This is a genomic window from Bacillus sp. FJAT-45066, assembly GCF_002335755.1.
GTDB classification, from domain to species: domain Bacteria; phylum Bacillota; class Bacilli; order Bacillales; family Bacillaceae_I; genus Bacillus_CD; species Bacillus_CD alkalisoli.
This window is the reverse complement of sequence record NZ_NISQ01000001.1, coordinates 2,789,494-2,807,854: the sequence shown is the minus strand read 5'-3', so window position 1 is coordinate 2,807,854 and position 18,361 is coordinate 2,789,494. Positions and strand designations below refer to the sequence as shown.

General features: G+C 40.3%; 18 protein-coding genes, 4 rRNA genes and 1 riboswitch. Of the genes, 12 read left to right on the top strand and 10 right to left on the bottom strand.

Features of this window, described 5'->3' with window-relative positions; translation table 11 throughout:
* Positions 1-47: 47 nt before the first annotated feature.
* The 5 genes from rrf (CDZ92_RS14125) (at position 48) to CDZ92_RS14105 (ending at position 5,764) form a co-directional block, all read left to right on the top strand.
* Positions 48-164, top strand: a 5S ribosomal RNA gene (gene rrf / locus CDZ92_RS14125).
* A gap of 311 nt (positions 165-475) precedes the next feature.
* Positions 476-2,076, top strand: a 16S ribosomal RNA gene (locus CDZ92_RS14120).
* A 188-nt stretch (positions 2,077-2,264) separates the two neighbouring features.
* A 23S ribosomal RNA gene (locus CDZ92_RS14115) occupies positions 2,265-5,214 on the top strand.
* 79 nt (positions 5,215-5,293) lie between these two features.
* A 5S ribosomal RNA gene (gene rrf, locus CDZ92_RS14110) occupies positions 5,294-5,410 on the top strand.
* The 16S, 23S and 5S rRNA genes sit together here, the layout of an rRNA operon.
* Positions 5,411-5,542: 132 nt before the next feature.
* On the top strand, positions 5,543-5,764 hold the full coding sequence (locus CDZ92_RS14105; protein ID WP_255249829.1) for a hypothetical protein: 222 nt from the start codon (positions 5,543-5,545) through the stop codon (positions 5,762-5,764).
* Positions 5,765-6,063: 299 nt separating this feature from the next.
* Here the strand turns inward: CDZ92_RS14105 and CDZ92_RS14100 are convergent, their stop codons facing one another.
* Both CDZ92_RS14100 and CDZ92_RS14095 read right to left on the bottom strand, forming a co-directional pair.
* Positions 6,064-6,516: a GNAT family N-acetyltransferase gene (locus tag CDZ92_RS14100; protein WP_096155832.1), complete on the bottom strand. Its 453-nt coding sequence runs from the start codon at positions 6,514-6,516 to the stop codon at positions 6,064-6,066.
* Between the two features lie 38 nt (positions 6,517-6,554).
* Positions 6,555-7,115: an AAA family ATPase gene (locus CDZ92_RS14095; protein ID WP_096155831.1), complete on the bottom strand. Its 561-nt coding sequence runs from the start codon at positions 7,113-7,115 to the stop codon at positions 6,555-6,557.
* A 152-nt stretch (positions 7,116-7,267) separates the two neighbouring features.
* Between CDZ92_RS14095 and CDZ92_RS14090 the strand changes: the two genes are divergently transcribed.
* Positions 7,268-7,735 (top strand): hypothetical protein, encoded by a 468-nt coding sequence (locus tag CDZ92_RS14090; RefSeq protein WP_096155830.1) that lies wholly within the window; start codon positions 7,268-7,270, stop codon positions 7,733-7,735.
* Between the two features lie 244 nt (positions 7,736-7,979).
* The gene (locus CDZ92_RS14085) at positions 7,980-8,225 is read left to right on the top strand and encodes a cytoplasmic protein (RefSeq protein ID WP_096155829.1); all 246 of its coding nucleotides are present in this window, start codon (positions 7,980-7,982) and stop codon (positions 8,223-8,225) included.
* A 51-nt stretch (positions 8,226-8,276) separates the two neighbouring features.
* Here CDZ92_RS14085 and CDZ92_RS14080 read toward each other — a convergent pair whose 3' ends face one another.
* The 8 genes from CDZ92_RS14080 to CDZ92_RS14040 form a co-directional block, all read right to left on the bottom strand.
* Positions 8,277-9,053: an ABC transporter permease gene (locus CDZ92_RS14080; protein WP_096155828.1), complete on the bottom strand. Its 777-nt coding sequence runs from the start codon at positions 9,051-9,053 to the stop codon at positions 8,277-8,279.
* The gene (locus tag CDZ92_RS14075) at positions 9,050-9,943 is read right to left on the bottom strand and encodes an ABC transporter ATP-binding protein (RefSeq protein ID WP_096155827.1); all 894 of its coding nucleotides are present in this window, start codon (positions 9,941-9,943) and stop codon (positions 9,050-9,052) included. The genes CDZ92_RS14080 and CDZ92_RS14075 overlap by 4 nt, the downstream gene beginning before the upstream one ends.
* A 12-nt stretch (positions 9,944-9,955) precedes the next feature.
* Positions 9,956-10,153 carry a PLD nuclease N-terminal domain-containing protein gene (locus CDZ92_RS14070; RefSeq protein WP_096155826.1) on the bottom strand — a complete coding sequence of 66 codons (198 nt, stop codon included), beginning with the start codon at positions 10,151-10,153 and terminating at the stop codon, positions 9,956-9,958.
* 14 nt (positions 10,154-10,167) lie between these two features.
* Positions 10,168-10,389, bottom strand: a complete 222-nt coding sequence (locus tag CDZ92_RS14065; protein WP_227521557.1) for a transcriptional regulator — start codon at positions 10,387-10,389, stop codon at positions 10,168-10,170.
* Positions 10,386-10,712 (bottom strand): YxlC family protein, encoded by a 327-nt coding sequence (locus CDZ92_RS14060; protein ID WP_096155825.1) that lies wholly within the window; start codon positions 10,710-10,712, stop codon positions 10,386-10,388. Before CDZ92_RS14060 ends, CDZ92_RS14065 begins: the two co-directional genes overlap by 4 nt.
* Complete coding sequence (sigY, locus tag CDZ92_RS14055; RefSeq protein ID WP_096155824.1) at positions 10,666-11,250, bottom strand: RNA polymerase sigma factor SigY; 585 nt, start codon at positions 11,248-11,250, stop codon at positions 10,666-10,668. The genes CDZ92_RS14060 and sigY overlap by 47 nt, the downstream gene beginning before the upstream one ends.
* 350 nt (positions 11,251-11,600) lie before the next feature.
* Positions 11,601-12,065, bottom strand: a complete 465-nt coding sequence (locus CDZ92_RS14045; RefSeq protein ID WP_096155822.1) for an Hsp20/alpha crystallin family protein — start codon at positions 12,063-12,065, stop codon at positions 11,601-11,603.
* A 357-nt stretch (positions 12,066-12,422) separates the two neighbouring features.
* Positions 12,423-13,946, bottom strand: a complete 1,524-nt coding sequence (locus tag CDZ92_RS14040; RefSeq protein ID WP_096155821.1) for a glycine betaine uptake BCCT transporter — start codon at positions 13,944-13,946, stop codon at positions 12,423-12,425.
* A 360-nt stretch (positions 13,947-14,306) separates the two neighbouring features.
* Here CDZ92_RS14040 and CDZ92_RS14035 point away from each other — a divergent pair, with 360 nt between their 5' ends.
* From CDZ92_RS14035 to purB, 5 genes are all read left to right on the top strand, one after another.
* Positions 14,307-14,885 (top strand): DUF2179 domain-containing protein, encoded by a 579-nt coding sequence (locus tag CDZ92_RS14035; RefSeq protein WP_096155820.1) that lies wholly within the window; start codon positions 14,307-14,309, stop codon positions 14,883-14,885.
* On the top strand, positions 14,846-15,055 hold the full coding sequence (locus CDZ92_RS14030; RefSeq protein ID WP_096155819.1) for an NETI motif-containing protein: 210 nt from the start codon (positions 14,846-14,848) through the stop codon (positions 15,053-15,055). Before CDZ92_RS14035 ends, CDZ92_RS14030 begins: the two co-directional genes overlap by 40 nt.
* Positions 15,056-15,146: 91 nt before the next feature.
* Positions 15,147-15,248, top strand: a riboswitch (purine riboswitch).
* A 165-nt stretch (positions 15,249-15,413) separates the two neighbouring features.
* A complete protein-coding gene (gene purE, locus CDZ92_RS14025; RefSeq protein ID WP_096155818.1) occupies positions 15,414-15,902 on the top strand; it encodes a 5-(carboxyamino)imidazole ribonucleotide mutase in 489 nt (162 codons plus the stop codon).
* Positions 15,895-17,040, top strand: coding sequence for a 5-(carboxyamino)imidazole ribonucleotide synthase (gene purK, locus CDZ92_RS14020; protein WP_096157015.1), 1,146 nt, complete (start codon positions 15,895-15,897; stop codon positions 17,038-17,040). Before purE ends, purK begins: the two co-directional genes overlap by 8 nt.
* Entirely contained in the window at positions 17,037-18,329 is a 1,293-nt protein-coding gene (gene purB / locus CDZ92_RS14015; protein ID WP_096155817.1) for an adenylosuccinate lyase, read from the top strand. The genes purK and purB overlap by 4 nt, the downstream gene beginning before the upstream one ends.
* The last annotated feature ends 32 nt before the right edge of the window (positions 18,330-18,361 follow it).

Genomic DNA, 18,361 nt, shown 5'->3' with positions numbered 1-18,361 from the left:
AAACATGTTATCTAGTTTTGAAGGAACATCCTTCAAAATTTCATATGTCTGGTAATGATGGCGAAGAGGCCACACCCGTTCCCATACCGAACACGGAAGTTAAGCTCTTCAGCGCCGATGGTAGTTGGGGGCTGTCCCCCTGTGAGAGTAGGACGTTGCCAGGCAGGGAATAGATTTAACATCTATTCCTTTTTTAATCTAGTTATTACCAAATATTACAGGTTGAACCGTAAGGTGATATGAGGTATGATACTAATCCATCAACTAATTAATTTTTTTGATTAAGTTGATAAAAATAAAATAAAAAAGTTGTTGACTTCGAAAGTTGAAGTTGATATACTAATAAAGTTGCTTTAGAGCAATGAATGATCTTTGAAAACTAAACAAAACAACAGCGTGTAAGTTAATCTTTAAGATTAACAACAAACAATTAATTGACATTAGTCAGCAACAAAATGAGCATAAGCTCAAACACTCTTCGGAGAGTTTGATCCTGGCTCAGGACGAACGCTGGCGGCGTGCCTAATACATGCAAGTCGAGCGAATCTGATAAAAGCTTGCTTTAGTCAGATTAGCGGCGGACGGGTGAGTAACACGTGGGCAACCTGCCTGTAAGACTGGGATAACTTCGGGAAACCGGAGCTAATACCGGATAATATAAAGAACCTCCTGGTTCTTTATTGAAAGATGGTTTCGGCTATCACTTACAGATGGGCCCGCGGCGCATTAGCTAGTTGGTGAGGTAACGGCTCACCAAGGCAACGATGCGTAGCCGACCTGAGAGGGTGATCGGCCACACTGGGACTGAGACACGGCCCAGACTCCTACGGGAGGCAGCAGTAGGGAATCTTCCACAATGGACGAAAGTCTGATGGAGCAACGCCGCGTGAGCGATGAAGGCCTTCGGGTCGTAAAGCTCTGTTGTTAGGGAAGAACAAGTACCGGAGTAACTGCCGGTACCTTGACGGTACCTAACCAGAAAGCCACGGCTAACTACGTGCCAGCAGCCGCGGTAATACGTAGGTGGCAAGCGTTGTCCGGAATTATTGGGCGTAAAGCGCGCGCAGGCGGTTTCTTAAGTCTGATGTGAAAGCCCACGGCTCAACCGTGGAGGGTCATTGGAAACTGGGAAACTTGAGTGCAGAAGAGGAAAGTGGAATTCCACGTGGAGCGGTGAAATGCGTAGAGATGTGGAGGAACACCAGTGGCGTAGGCGACTGTCTGGTCTGTAACTGACGCTGAGGCGCGAAAGCGTGGGGAGCAAACAGGATTAGATACCCTGGTAGTCCACGCCGTAAACGATGAGTGCTAAGTGTTAGGGGGTTTCCGCCCCTTAGTGCTGCAGCTAACGCATTAAGCACTCCGCCTGGGGAGTACGGTCGCAAGACTGAAACTCAAAGGAATTGACGGGGGCCCGCACAAGCGGTGGAGCATGTGGTTTAATTCGAAGCAACGCGAAGAACCTTACCAGGTCTTGACATCCTTTTGCCTTCCCTAGAGATAGGGCGTTCCCCTTCGGGGGACAAAAGTGACAAGTGGTGCATGGTTGTCGTCAGCTCGTGTCGTGAGATGTTGGGTTAAGTCCCGCAACGAGCGCAACCCTTGATCTTAGTTGCCAGCATTAAGTTGGGCACTCTAAGATGACTGCCGGTGACAAACCGGAGGAAGGTGGGGATGACGTCAAATCATCATGCCCCTTATGACCTGGGCTACACACGTGCTACAATGGACGGTACAAAGGGCAGCAAAACCGCGAGGTCGAGCCAATCCCATAAAACCGTTCTCAGTTCGGATTGTAGGCTGCAACTCGCCTACATGAAGCTGGACTCGCTAGTAATCGCGGATCAGCATGCCGCGGTGAATATGTTCCCGGGCCTTGTACACACCGCCCGTCACACCACGAGAGTTTGTAACACCCGAAGTCGGTAGGGTAACCTGGGCACAACTTAGCCTCTTATAATTATGATAGGAAGTTAAGTTGTGCCTAGGAGCCAGCCGCCTAAGGTGGGACAGATGATTGGGGTGAAGTCGTAACAAGGTAGCCGTATCGGAAGGTGCGGCTGGATCACCTCCTGTCTAAGGTATAATACGCTTGTTGTTTTGTTTAGTTTTGAGAGAGCATTCCTCTTTCAAACTTTAGACAGTATAAAAGCTATCGAAACATGTTCTTTGAAAACTAGATAACATAAGTAATGTCAAGATACATCAAAAGTATCGTTCATCTTAGTAAATTTTCTTTATTAGATATCTATTCGCGATATCGAGGTTAAGTTATTAAGGGCGCACGGTGGATGCCTTGGCACTAGGAGCCGATGAAGGACGGGACTAACACCGATATGCTTTGGGGAGCTGTAAGTGAGCTTTGATCCAGAGATTTCCGAATGGGGGAACCCACTACTCGTAATGGAGTAGTATCTTTACCTGAATACATAGGGTAATGAAGGCAGACCCGGGGAACTGAAACATCTAAGTACCCGGAGGAAGAGAAAGCAAACGCGATTTCCTGAGTAGCGGCGAGCGAAACGGAATTAGCCCAAACCAAGAGGCTTGCCTCTTGGGGTTGTAGGACACTCAACATGGAGTTACAAAGGAACGGGGTAAATGGAGCGACCTGGAAAGGTCAGCCGTAGAAGGTAAAAGCCCTGTAGTTGAAACTTCGTTCCCTCCTGAGTGGATCCTGAGTACGGCGGGACACGAGAAATCCCGTCGGAAGCAGGGAGGACCATCTCCCAAGGCTAAATACTCCCTAATGACCGATAGTGAACCAGTACCGTGAGGGAAAGGTGAAAAGCACCCCGGAAGGGGAGTGAAAAGATCCTGAAACCGTGTGCCTACAAGTAGTTAGAGCCCTATGTTTTTTCTTCGGAAAAAACCCGGGTGATAGCGTGCCTTTTGTAGAATGAACCGGCGAGTTACGATCCCGAGCAAGGTTAAGTCGATGAGACGGAGCCGTAGCGAAAGCGAGTCTGAATAGGGCGAATGAGTACGTGGTCGTAGACCCGAAACCAGGGGATCTACCCATGTCCAGGGTGAAGTTCAGGTAACACTGAATGGAGGCCCGAACCCACGCCCGTTGAAAAGTGCGGGGATGAGGTGTGGGTAGGGGTGAAATGCCAATCGACCCTGGAGATAGCTGGTTCTCTCCGAAATAGCTTTAGGGCTAGCCTCATGTGTTAGAGTCTTGGAGGTAGAGCACTGATTGGACTAGGGGCCCTCATCGGGTTACCGAATTCAGTCAAACTCCGAATGCCAAAGACTTATCCATGGGAGTCAGACTGCGAGTGATAAGATCCGTAGTCAAGAGGGAAACAGCCCAGACCGCCAGCTAAGGTCCCAAAGTATACGTTAAGTGGAAAAGGATGTGGAGTTGCTTAGACAACCGGGATGTTGGCTTAGAAGCAGCCACCATTTAAAGAGTGCGTAATAGCTCACTGGTCGAGTGGCTCTGCGCCGAAAATGTACCGGGGCTAAACGTATCACCGAAGCTGCGGACTGTTCTTACGAACAGTGGTAGGAGAGCGTTCTAAGGGCGTTGAAGCTAGACCGTAAGGACTGGTGGAGCGCTTAGAAGTGAGAATGCCGGTATGAGTAGCGAAAGATGGGTGAGAATCCCATCCACCGAATGCCTAAGGTTTCCTGAGGAAGGCTCGTCCGCTCAGGGTTAGTAAGGACCTAAGACGAGGCCTAAAGGCGTAGGCGATGGAGAACAGGTTGATATTCCTGTACCACCTGCACTCCGTTTGAGCAATGGGGGGACGCAGGAGGATAGGGTAAGCGCGCTGTTGGATATGCGCGTCCAAGCAGTAAGGCTGAGAAGTAGGCAAATCCGCTTCTCATAAAGGCTGAGCTGTGATGGCGAGGGAAATTTAGTACCGAAGTTCCTGATTTCACACTGCCAAGAAAAGCCTCTAGCGAGGAGAATGGTGCCTGTACCGCAAACCGACACAGGTAGGCGAGGAGAGAATCCTAAGGTGAGCGAGAGAACTCTGGTTAAGGAACTCGGCAAAATGACCCCGTAACTTCGGGAGAAGGGGTGCTCTGTTAGGGTGTTAAAGCCCGAGAGAGCCGCAGTGAATAGGCCCAGGCGACTGTTTAGCAAAAACACAGGTCTCTGCGAAGCCGCAAGGCGAAGTATAGGGGCTGACGCCTGCCCAGTGCTGGAAGGTTAAGGGGAGAGGTTAGCGCAAGCGAAGCTTTGAACCGAAGCCCCAGTAAACGGCGGCCGTAACTATAACGGTCCTCAGGTAGCGACATTCCTTGTCGGGTAAGTTCCGACCCGCACGAAAGGCGTAACGATCTGGGCACTGTCTCAACCAGAGACTCGGTGAAATTATAGTACCTGTGAAGATGCAGGTTACCCGCGACAGGACGGAAAGACCCCGTGGAGCTTTACTGTAGCCTGATATTGAATTTTGGTACAGCTTGTACAGGATAGGTAGGAGCCTGAGAAGCCGGAGCGCTAGCTTCGGTGGAGGCGTCGGTGGGATACTACCCTGGCTGTATTGAAATTCTAACCCGCACCCCTAATGGGGGTGGGAGACAGTGTCAGGGGGGCAGTTTGACTGGGGCGGTCGCCTCCTAAAGAGTAACGGAGGCGCCCAAAGGTTCCCTCAGAATGGTTGGAAATCATTCGTAGAGTGTAAAGGCACAAGGGAGCTTGACTGCGAGACCTACAAGTCGAGCAGGGACGAAAGTCGGGCTTAGTGATCCGGTGGTTCCGCATGGAAGGGCCATCGCTCAACGGATAAAAGCTACCCCGGGGATAACAGGCTTATCTCCCCCAAGAGTCCACATCGACGGGGAGGTTTGGCACCTCGATGTCGGCTCATCGCATCCTGGGGCTGTAGTCGGTCCCAAGGGTTGGGCTGTTCGCCCATTAAAGCGGTACGCGAGCTGGGTTCAGAACGTCGTGAGACAGTTCGGTCCCTATCCGTCGTGGGCGCAGGAAATTTGAGAGGAGCTGTCCTTAGTACGAGAGGAGCGGGATGGACGCACCGCTGGTGTACCAGTTGTCTTGCCAAAGGCATAGCTGGGTAGCTACGTGCGGACGGGATAAGTGCTGAAAGCATCTAAGCATGAAGCCCCCCTCAAGATGAGATTTCCTTTAGCGCAAGCTAGTAAGATCCCTGAAAGATGATCAGGTAGATAGGTTCGAGGTGGAAGCGTGGCGACACGTGTAGCTGACGAATACTAATAGATCGAGGACTTAACCAAATTAGAACGATACAATCACTTTCTTGACATGAAAATATGTTATCTAGTTTTGAAGGAACATCCTTCAAAATTTCATATGTCTGGTAATGATGGCGAAGAGGCCACACCCGTTCCCATACCGAACACGGAAGTTAAGCTCTTCAGCGCCGATGGTAGTTGGGGGCTGTCCCCCTGTGAGAGTAGGACGTTGCCAGGCAAAGATAAAAAAGTTCAGTGTGACGACGCTGGGCTTTTTTTTGTTCGTATAATGTAGTAATAAATAATAGTCGAGTAAATTTTTGAATGGTATAATAGAGAATGAATCCTATTGATATAGGAGGCCAGTCAAATGGAAAAATTGTTAAAAGAAATTCTAGCTGAATTAACAAGTTTGAAAACTGACATCAGTGGCCTAAAGCTAGGACAAGAAAAATTAGAACAAGGGCAAAGTAGATTAGAACATGGCCAAAGCAGATTAGAAAATGATATGAATGAATTAAAACTAGGACAACAAAGGTTAGAAGTAGGTCAATTAAAGCTTCAAAAAAATCTAGTCGATAAGTCTTGGTGAATATACAGAAAAGATTGTAGAGCATGTTGATGATCGCACAGAAGTATTAAATAGAAGAGTATATAAATTAGAAGCTGAAGTAGAAAGACTAAGTAGACAGTAATAGGGGGGAGACCTCTGTACTGTCTTTTTTATATTAGGCTCTGTTAGTGCTTACTATTGATTTTAATTACTTAAGAGCTGTTGATATCCGTGCGAGAGAAACTAGAAATTTACGCGGAAAGCGAAGTCTTGCACGGAAATCAACAGCGACCTTTAAAAAAGTCCTTTATTAGCATAATAAGAAAACATTATTTAACTCATAAATCTTGTGTTAAACGAATCATATCTCTACACTGAATCCCATTTTCATATATTTCTTCTGGGTAGTGTTCGGTGAAAAAGTCTTTATGGACACAAGTAATTCTAAACCCACATTTTTGATATAGTGCCAGTTGGCTAATACTTGAATTACCTGTACCAACTTCTATTGTTTTATATCCATTTATTTTAGCAGTTTCTATAGCATTGATTACTAATCTTTTACCTAATCCGCAACCTTGTAATTCCTCTTTAACAGCTATGTTAGCTAATTCAACAGTTTCGGGACTAGTGGCTACTAGAACATAAACACCAACAACCTCTTCATTACTTTCACAAACATAGCATTCTCCTCTTTTTAAGTACTCCTCAACCATAGATGTAGATGGATCTGCTAACAGTAGTAATTCCATAGGTGCTATTTCTTCTCGGAATAATCTTCGTATTTTCATTTGCCGCTCCTTTTGCCTAAAACGAGTAATTTACCTACTTATAACTTAAAAGTTTCTTTTATAATGGTAGCAACTTTATCTGCACTAAAGTTCGTATTATTAATTCTAATATAATTTTCTCTTTTAATTTCTCCATATAAAGAGTTAAGTCTATATTGTGCCATTGTATTAATTAATTGTTCTTCGGACCATGCGATATCTCGCTTAGTTGGCTTATGCTCAAGACGGTGTGGACTTTTATTACGCTTTATCCTTTCTTCCGTATCAGCCTCTAGCTCAACAAAGAAGACGGAGCCTCCATGTGATTCAAAAATTGCACAAACGCTTTCTATATACTCCCAATCTGGTCGTTGATCAAATGCCCAAACATAAGTAAAGATTAACCCTTCTAGATCACTTGTTGCCACAGCTTCAAACATCTCTTTTCTAAACAAGCTTACTAATCTTTTTCCTTCCTCTGTTCCATAATTAAAAATAGGGTTAACTAACTCGATTGTCATATGGTTATGAAAAAGCTTTAAGTCTGTTATCTTTTGTAACTCCTGCCCCACTGTCATTTTACCAACGGCTTGAGGCCCGAAGATAAGTACGAAATTCATATGGGTAGTCCCCCTTTGTCAGTTTTGTACGTGAATCTAATAAGGAAAATAATATCACATTATGATGATATACTTGCTAATTTTTTCGAGTTTTGAAGGAAAAATACATATATTAGTAGAATAAGACCGTTTAGAATAGGGAGGTTGTTTGTGTGTCAATTATTAAATCAAACTGGAAATTATCTATATTCTTCTTGTCACTCATCATATTTTTGATTACATACTTTATTGATGATTTTAGATGGAAACAAGTCATTAAACATAATGAGGAAGTTACGATCACGTTAACTACAAAGGAAGAAGGGAACTTATACAAAGTTCTAATTGAATTGAACAAACCATTAAAATCAAAGATTAACACGTTAAAAGTTGAGTTTACGGACATGGAGTTAATAGAATCGGATTATACCTTACAAGGGCTGACCTTTGAACTGGAAGAATCTAAGTCTAGTTATAAGGAGAAAATATTTGTCATTCAAGATAAGAATAGGCTAAAGTATGAGTTAAAGTTTCAAAAAGATGAATTCAGTAGGGGTTATAGACCATTAGTCTTAATTACATCTAGTAAAAAAATGTTTGATAAAAAATCTGATACCTTAATTACTAGGTATGCTAATTAATTTAATTCACTAAACTCCATATTTTCAAATGCAAGCTTAACTAAACTTTCGGTGACTTTATAATTTTCCATTTGCTCTTGTCTGATTGTAATTTTCATTTAATCATACCTACTTCTCAATAGATTTTATACGTTTAATTTCTCTTTTTACTAATAATACAACTGTCTGAAAAAAAAGATATGATGTACCAGCAATTAAATTACTGTATGCTTAGGTTACTAATTTACAATAAGGGGGAAAAAGAATGAGCGATGAAATCACAAAAGCCCATAAGTTTAGTAGTAATCATCGAGAAGAATTAGATACAGCTGACGTTTGTGGCTGTTTTTTTTGTATGGAAGTGTTTAATCCGAATATGATTACAGAGTGGATTGATAATGGTAAAACAGCATTGTGTCCGAAATGTGGAATTGATTCGATTATTGGGGAAAGTTCTGGTTATCCAATAACGAAGGAGTTTTTAAAAGGAATGAATGGATATTGGTTTTAAATCAAAAAGACACTTAGATTAAGTATCTTCGTGTCTTTTTTCTATTACTAATTAAAATCTCTCTAACCTTTTGAAATTAAATATAGCAAGTGCAACAAAACTAGCAGAGAGAATAATCGTAGCGGAAGTAGCGATGAAAAATGTTTCCAAAACTTCCTGATGTAGTAGTATGTTTGTCGCCTGATTACGTAGAGTAGCTGGACTCCACTCCATAAACTTAGTTAGTAGACTAGTTAATAATGATAAAGCTGCAAGAATAGATATACTCGCCCCAGCAATGCCACCGTTATTCGGTAAAACAGTTCCAAGTAATATCGTCAACGAGACGATGAACACGATCCATAAACTATACATGAGGAAACTAGAGAAAAAAGCAGACATTGATACTTGATTAAATAGTAAGTTCGTATAATACCAAGTAAGACCGTAACTTAAAAATAAGGATACGAGGGTTAATATGAGTTGTCCTATCCATTTACTTAAAATATATTGAGCAGGAGAAACTGGTCTAACCATAACTAGTGTCAATGAACCGTTTTGTCGTTCATTAGAAATAACACCCATTGTCGCTAATACAAATAAAAGTGTGCCAATCGTGCCATATTGGCCAAGCGTTCCAGCTAACACTTCCTCGCCAGTTGGAATTGGCAACTCAATTTTTGCCCCTTCCGGTAAGTTACCAGCCATTTCAATAATTTGCGGCATGTAATAACTACTAATCGGCTGGGTAATTCCTATGATAACGAAGACGATGGGTAGCCATATCCATTTCCCATTTTTCACACTTTCAACCATTTCTTTTCTTAATAAAACTAGCATATTTTTCATGACTCCATCACCCTCATATATGCGTCTTCTAATGAATCTTGTAACTTTTCAAAATGGTTTACAGTATAGCCATTCGATAATAAATAGTGAAGCATTTCATTCGTATTCGCTTTATCATCTTGAAGGTAGACAATTGCTTCTAACTCATTTGTAAAATCAACTTGCCTTACAAAACCTAATGAATCTAATCCCGATATTGTTTTATCTGTTCTAATTTTCACAGCAGAAGTAGCAAATGTCTCCTTTAGAGCAGGAAGGGTGCCATCCCACTTTATTTCCCCATCCTTTAGCATAATCACTTCATCACATACTTGCTCTGCGTCATGCAACACATGAGTGGAAAAAAGGATTGTCATCTCACTCTTTAAAGCGTGAATAATTTGCAGTACATCTCTTCTTCCAGCAGGATCTAGAGCGGAAACTGGCTCATCTAATATAAGCAATTCAGGTTTGTGAAGCAGTGCTTGAGCTAACCCTAAACGCTGCCTCATCCCTCCGGAAAATCCGCCAATCTTTTTATTATGAACTTCTAGTAAACTGACAAAAGTAAGCGATTCTTCGATTCTATCTTTTAATATATTATTTGGAATATTAGATAGCTTCCCGGCAAACTGTAAAAATTCCTTTGGTGTCATCCAATTGAAAAAAGCAGGGTGTTGCGGTAAAAAGCCGATATATGGTCGGTAATCTTTATTATCCGCACCATTAAAAGTGATTCCTCCACTAGTAGGTGTTAACAACCCGGCTAACATTTGCAATGTCGTTGTTTTACCAGCACCATTTGGGCCAAGTAAGGCAATGCAACGCCCACGCTCTATTTGAAAGGATATAGACTTAACCGCTTCGTGATCTTTAAATTTCTTTTGGAGTTCGTTTATTTGTACAAGCAATGGATTCACTCCTTAGTTTTTTCTGCCGAATACGAAGTAAAGAATTGGACCGAACAAGTTTACAAATAATATAATTAAAATCCACATCCACTTCGGTCCGTTCGTTTCTTCTTGTTTTATACAATTTACAAGAGCGAATACCGCAAGGATTACTTGTAATACTATGATCGGAGCGAATATTGCCCAGTTAATTTCCACTAATTGTTCCATAAAATATACCACCTTTACTTATTCATTTTTTGTTGACGTCTTTTTGGTAACCATATGACAAAAATCAGATAAAAAATAGTAGGCATTGGTGCTTGGATAAGCCCCCAGATACCCCAAAACCACGCATAGCTTCCACGCTTTTTTGCATCTATAAACAGCCATATACTTTGCACCAATAGGAGAAGGACGATGGAGATAAGAATGATAACATCTGTCTCTGCTAATTCTGTCATCATAAGAGATCTCCTTCCAGAGAGTTCTTTGATCTACTTAAATAGAAAAAGATAATTGGTGCAATAAGAATGGAGCCTGCCCAAATGAATAGAACAACGATTGGTGCTTTCAAAGCGATTAAAATAAATATTGTTAGTAACGTTATGGCAGTTGCAATAAACAACATCAATTCCCGTTGAAAAGCCTTTTGTCTAGCTTGTTTGTATAGTTGAAACTGCTCTTTTACAGAATGAGTTGGGAGAAGATGTTTTTCTGATAAAGCATCAACATTTTCCCAGTCAGCTTTTAACTTGGTGAGTGTGTCTTGGTCTGGCTTCTTGTTCATTTTCATCCCACTCCTTTCTTAATTGTTTAAGACCGTTATGAACTCTAGATTTAACTGTTCCGGTTTTAATTTTCAACATATCTGCAATTTCATCATATGTGTATCCGTAATAATGTCTTAGTAAAATTGGGACACGTACTTCAACATCTAATTGATTAAAGTCCGAGAAAGTGTCACTAAACTCTGTTCCACTTAATTTTGCTCTCCAAGATAGTTGCCTCGATAGTGTCGTTTTAATTTGTTCTAGCCATTTTCTTTCTCGCTTTTCTTTACGAAGAACATCCATATATAATCTGGAAGCTATCGTTATCATCCACGTGGAAAATTTACTTTCCATTTTGAAAGAAGATAAATGTTGATAGCACTTTAACATAGCCTCTTGGGCAATATCACTGCTTTTATCTTCATCTAATGTAAGCTTTAATAAATACTTAAACAGGAACGGATAATGACGTTCAAATAATTGAGTGAAGGCATCATCGTCTCCTTGTTGAGCTTGTTGAATTAGTTCAATTTCGTTATCTACTGTTTCATTCAATGAGCGGATGCCTCCTTTCTGGCTTTTCTATTATTATTGTACTAAATGCTAGCAATTAGTGAATTCAAACATAAGACGTTTCTTGTGTATAAATCGTTCACGAAAATTTTATCTTTTTTTAGTTGTGTTAAAGACCGCTGTTGATTTCCGTGCAAGGCTTCGCTTTCCGCGGGCGGGCCGGGAGCCTCCTCGGCGCAAGCGCCTGTGGGGTCTCCCGCTCCCCGCTTCTCCCGCAGGAGTCTCAACCTTGCACGGAAATCAACAGCTAATAAATAGTTAAATATCAACACTAAGGTTTAACATCGCTTTTTAAAAATATTTTAGAGCAAATAAAAACACCGAACAAATGACTATTCGCTCGGTGTGATGAATTTCCTTCCTGGTTCAGTGCTTTTATCAATGATAATTTTTCGTTTCGTGTCTCCGGGGATGTAGCGGTGGAGATGGATGTAGAGAAGACCGTTCTCATAAGTTGCTTCAACTTTATCGTCTCTTACTGGATATGGTAACTCGATTATTCGTTCAAAATTCCCTTGTGCTATTCCTTCATCTACTAGCTCAAAACCTTGAATAGGAATACGAGTGACCCCTTTCACTTCGATTTTTTGATTTCGGATATACACCTCCACATCCTCTGGTTGATTGAGGCCTGGTAACGCAATTATACATAGGATTTCATTTTCTTTTTTATACAAGTTTGTTTGTGTATGCATGTTTTGAATCATTGGCTCAAAGCCATTCCAAAAATCCTCTCCAAAAAACTGATCCCAATTTTTTCGCCAATCGTGAAAATGTTTGAACTGATTGAAGGACATGGTTTCCCCTCCGTAATAGGTATTTACCTATAGTGTATTCTTTTACGTTTAGAAGGTGATATGAGAAATGGAAGAGGTGAGGACCTAAAAAAATGAGCTTGATAAGAGTAATGAAGTTCATTCTTCCAGCGATAAAAGAAGAAGTTGAACTTGATAAGGCCGATGAAGTTCATTTTGCTCAAGGAATAAAAGGAAAATGAACTTGATAAGGCGAATGAAGTTCATTTTGCTCATGGAAAAAAATAAAAATGAACTTGATAACACCGATGAAACTTTTAATCCGAGAAAGACCTATAATTAGTAAAAGAGTCAACCTCCATTATATCGTAACAAAGGTTGACTCTTCTTTTTAATTTTCTATTCTTCATCAACTGGTTTATATCCTTTAATTGGCACTTTTTCTTCCTTAAACGACTTCATCAACGCAACCACCATTAATATCATGATAATAGCAAACGGGAAAGCAGCGATGATTGAAGCTGTTTGTAGCGCACCAAGTCCACCTGAATACAACAAAATTGCGGCTGCAGCGGATTGAACAATACCCCAAACAAACTTCAATGAGTTTGGAGGATTTAAACTACCGTTAGTCGTTTGCATTCCAAGCACAAATGTAGCAGAGTCTGCAGAAGTAATAAAGAATGTACATACTAATAATATAGCAATACCAGACATAATTAATCCGAGTGGATATTGTTGAAGTACTGCAAATAGTGCAACTTCCGTTCCTTCATTATTAATGACATCATAAACAGAAACGCCATTAAAATATTCTAAGAAGATAGCGGAACCTCCGAATACGGAGAACCATAAACCACCGAAAATAGTAGGAACTAATAACACACCAAGTAAAAATTCACGAATCGTTCGCCCTTTTGAAATACGAGCAATAAACGTTCCAACAAAAGGTGCCCAAGCAATCCACCAGGCCCAATAAAACACAGTCCAGTCTTGAACAAAGCTGTTTTCTTGATCAAACGGGAATAAGCGGAAGCTCATGGATGGTAAGTTTTGAATGTACCCTCCAATAGTCGTTGTAAATAAATCCATAATGAAGTTAGTCGGTCCTGCAAAAAGTAAAAAGAGCAATAAAGAAAGTGCTAATACAACATTAAAGTTACTTAAATGCTTAATCCCACGGTTTAAGCCAGTCTGAGAAGAAATCATAAACAATACAGTAACAACTAAAATGATAACTAATTGAGTGAATAAAGTATTATTTATCGCTGGGACTATACTTGATAGTCCACCACTAATTTGCATTGCCCCAAACCCTAGTGATGTTGCGACACCAAATATAGTGGCAAATACAGCAATAAAATTAATGATTAAGCCTGTAAAACCATCTACTCTGTCTCCTAGTACAGGTCTTAATATAGAGCTTATTACTCCAGGTGATCCTTTACGGAACTGGAAGTAAGCAAGGGCTAGTGCGATAACAGAATATATCGCCCAAGGATGGAAACCCCAATGGAAAAATGAATAGCGCATTGCTACTCTGGCTGCTTCAGCAGTTTCACCTTCTCCAGTTGGAGGGTAATGAAAATGGTAGATCGGTTCTGAAGCACCCCAAAATACTAATCCGATACCCATACCAGCACTAAATATCATTGCAAACCAAGTTATGTAATTATACTCAGGTCGATCTGTGTCTTTTCCAAGTCGGATGTTACCATACTTCGAAAAAATTAGAATAATACAAAATAATAAAAAGCCAGTCGCTGTTAATAAGTAAAACCATCCAAATTTATTGACGATAAATGACTGTAAGTTAGTAGTAACATTGTTTAAGCTCAAATTCCCAAGCGGAATGATTCCCCAAATAATGAATAAGACAGCTACAATGATTGAAACTAAAAACACAGGGGTTGTTTTTTTCATGCTATACATCTCCTCTTGATATTAATGTTGCATCCCTTCTTTCTTATAAAAAGTATTTGTTTAGAAAAGAAAAGCTATACTATTTTAACATCCATAGGCACTTTATACTAAAATATTGCCTTATTTGTTTACATCTTTCTTCCATATCATTTACAATGGACACTTATTAATATTAAATGAATCATAGCTGAAAATACGTATGATGTTAGTATAACACCATGAATTATTCATATTAATAAAGTTGTTGTTAGCACGAGGTGCGAGACCACCCGCGGAAAGCGAGTACCTCGTGCAAACAACGATTAGTACCGTATCAATTACAACTTAAGTTAATTTAAGATGAAGGAGGGGTTTCTAAATATGTTAGACAACGCCTTTGTAATGGTAGCTATTATCATTATAATTAATATTATATATGTCTCATTTTTTACAATACGTATGATATTGACGTTAAAAGGTCGTCGATATTTAGCAGCTTTTATCAGTACAATTGAAGTAATTATTTATGTGGTAGGTCTTGGGTTAGTTTTAGATAACTTAAATCAAATACAAAACCTGCTAGCATATGCTTTCGGTTACGGTATTGGTGTTGTTGTTGGAATGAAAATTGAAGAAAAACTAGCACTAGGTCATACAACTGTGAATGTTATTACAAAAGAGTACGATAAGGATTTACCAAAACTACTTCGTGAAAAAGGATATGGAGTGACAAATTGGCAAGCACACGGCTTAGAAGGTGACCGGATGGCGATGCAAATTTTAACTCCTAGAAAATATGAGTTAAGTCTTTATACGACAATTAAAGAGTACGATCCAAAAGCATTCATAATCGCTTACGAGCCAAAAACGATACATGGTGGATTCTGGGTGAAGAACGTGAAAGAAAGGAAAATAAAAGCATGGCACAAAAAGCAAAAGGAAAACGAAAATTCGAATTAATGGACAAGGAAACAATTGACCAATGTTTAGACCGTATGAAAAAAGAAGGCTACATGCCAGTAAGGCGCATGGAAGAACCTATTTTCAAAGAAGAAAAAGTAAATGGAAAAATGGAAGTGGTCCCTTGTGGACGAAAAATTTTTTTTGAAGGAAAACTAATTTCAGATTAAAGAATACGCAAAACACGAACATTATAATGTAATAATATAGAATCGTTCGAAAATGAGTTGACAATAACGAATAAACACCATAAAATAAAGGCAGAAGCAACGATATTGACCTCATATAATCTTGGGAATATGGCCCATAAGTTTCTACCCGACAACCGTAAATTGTTGGACTATGAGGGAAGTCCACGTCAATCTTTATTGACGTCCGGCTACTTGGCTTTGTTTTTTAGTTACGACACAAAGCCCAGGTAGACTACTTTCCCTCATACCGGAAAGTAGTCTATACCTGGGCTTTTTATATTGTCGTTTTTAATAGGGAATAACACTTAAAATATATATAGATAGGCGGGATTTTCAAATGGCGGCACAAGTTGGCGTAATTATGGGAAGTACATCTGATTGGGAAACGATGAAACATGCTTGCGACATATTAGAAGAACTACAAGTACCATACGAGAAAAAAGTAGTTTCCGCACATAGAACACCTGACCTTATGTTTCAATATGCAGAAAGCGCTCGCGCTAGAGGCTTAAAAGTCATTATTGCAGGGGCAGGAGGAGCAGCCCATTTACCTGGAATGGTAGCAGCTAAAACAACACTACCTGTAATCGGAGTTCCAGTGCAATCTAAATCACTGAACGGGTTAGACTCTTTATTATCCATTGTACAAATGCCGGCTGGTGTTCCTGTAGCCACTGTTGCAATCGGAAAAGCGGGATCCGCGAATGCTGGATTACTTGCTGCACAAATAATCAGTGCATTTGATGAATCACTCGCAATGAGATTAGAAGATAGAAGAGAAAAAATCAAAAATCAAGTGTTAGAAAGCAGTGAAGAACTTGTTTAAAACAATTTTACCTGACTCGACGATTGGCATAATTGGTGGAGGACAATTAGGCAGAATGATGGCTCTTTCCGCAAGAGCAATGGGATATAAAATAGCCGTTTTAGACCCGACACCTAATTCTCCGTGCGGACAAATTGCAGATATAGAAATAACAGCAAGCTTTGATGACATAAAGGCGATACAACAACTAGCTAACATTTCAGACGTTATCACATATGAATTTGAAAATATTGACTTTACTACTTTGTCTTGGTTAGAAAACAACACGTATTTACCACAAGGTAGCCATGTTTTAAAAATGACACAACACCGTGGTGTAGAAAAGAAAATGATTCAAGAAGCTGGTTTGTCCGTTGCACCATTTCAAATCATCTCTACAAAAGAAGAACTAGAAAAGGCAATTGGAACAATTGGTATTCCTTCTGTCTTAAAAACTTGTAGATTCGGCTATGACGGAAAAGGACAATTTGTGATTCGTCAAAAAGAAGACATGGAGATTGCTTCTGAATTACTACAATCGGGAGAGTGCATTCTAGAAAAATGGCTACCATTTCATATGGAAATCTCGGTTATTGTTTCAAGGAGTGTGTCTGGTGAAGTGAAAACATTACCGGTGGCAGAGAATATTCATGTGAGTAATATCCTACACCAATCAATCGTGCCAGCAAGAATCTCTATGGAGTTACAACAAAAAGCGATGGAAGCGGCAATGACCTTAACGAATCACTTAAACGTAGTAGGGACACTCGCTATCGAAATGTTCGTTGTAGGAGAAGAAAACATTTTCATTAACGAACTAGCACCAAGACCACATAATTCGGGACACTTTTCCATCGATGCGTGTGAGACATCCCAATTTGAACAACACATTCGTGCCATTTGCGGTTTACCACTCGGTGAAACAAATTTATGGAAACCTGTGGTAATGGTTAATCTATTAGGAGAACATGTGGAATATGCTCTAGATAACATTCCACTCTACCATGATGTCAAACTTCATTTATATGGAAAGAAAGAACGAAAAGAAAAAAGGAAAATGGGACATGTAAACGTTTTAGCTGATACAATGGACCTTGCTTTAAAAAAAGCAGAAAAAATAACAAGTTGGAACAAAGAAGAAGTGGAGGCATTACGATGATTGAACGTTACACACGACCTGAAATGGGTGCTATTTGGACGGAAGAAAACAAATTCCAAGCTTGGCTAGAAGTAGAAATACTAGCATGTGAAGCATGGGCAGAACTTGGTGAAATACCGAAAGAAGATGTAGCAAAACTACGCAAAAATGCTTCGTTTAACATGAACAGAATTTATGAAATTGAAGCAGAAACGCGCCACGATGTAGTGGCATTCACTAGAGCTGTTTCGGAAACGTTAGGCGAAGAGAAAAAGTGGGTGCATTACGGATTAACGTCTACAGATGTTGTAGATACAGCCCTCTCTTACCTAATAAAACAAGCAAATGACATTTTACTTCAAGACTTAGAAAGATTTGTAGAAATCTTAAAAGTAAAAGCACAAGAACATAAATATACAGTTATGATGGGCCGCACACACGGCGTTCATGCAGAACCTACAACTTTCGGTTTAAAGCTTGCACTTTGGTATGAAGAAATGAAACGTAACTTAGAGCGTTTCAAGCAAGCAGCAGCGGGAGTACAGTTTGGGAAGATTTCTGGGGCAGTTGGTACATACGCAAACATCGATCCTTTTGTAGAAAAGTATGTTTGTGAGAAGTTAGGTTTAGAAGCAGCACCAATTTCAACGCAAACATTACAACGTGATCGCCATGCACACTATATGAGTGCAATCGCGCTTATTGCAACATCAATTGAGAAATTTGCAGTAGAAATTCGCGGCCTTCAAAAAAGTGAAACACGCGAAGTAGAAGAGTTCTTTGCAAAAGGACAAAAAGGATCTTCTGCGATGCCACATAAACGTAATCCAATTGGTTCTGAAAACATGACCGGCCTTGCGCGCGTTATTCGTGGATACATGATGACTGCTTATGAAAATGTGCCATTATGGCATGAACGTGATATTTCTCATTCATCAGCAGAAAGAATCATTTTACCAGACGCAACCATTGCTCTAAATTACATGTTAAACCGTTTTGGTAACATCGTGAAAAACTTAACGGTATTCCCAGAAAACATGAAACGTAACATGGATCGCACACTAGGTTTAATATACTCACAACGAGTATTGCTCGCCCTAATCGATACAGGTATGTCACGCGAAGAAGCATACGACACGGTTCAACCGAAAGCAATGGAAGCGTGGGAACAACAAGTCCCATTCCGCCAACTAGTAGAAGCTGATCCAACTATTAACTCTCGACTAACAGCAGAACAAATAGCAGATTGCTTTGACTACAACTACCACCTACAACACGTAGACACTATTTTCAACCGCTTAGAACTATAAAAAAGGGGGATTTATTCCCCCTTACTAATTCT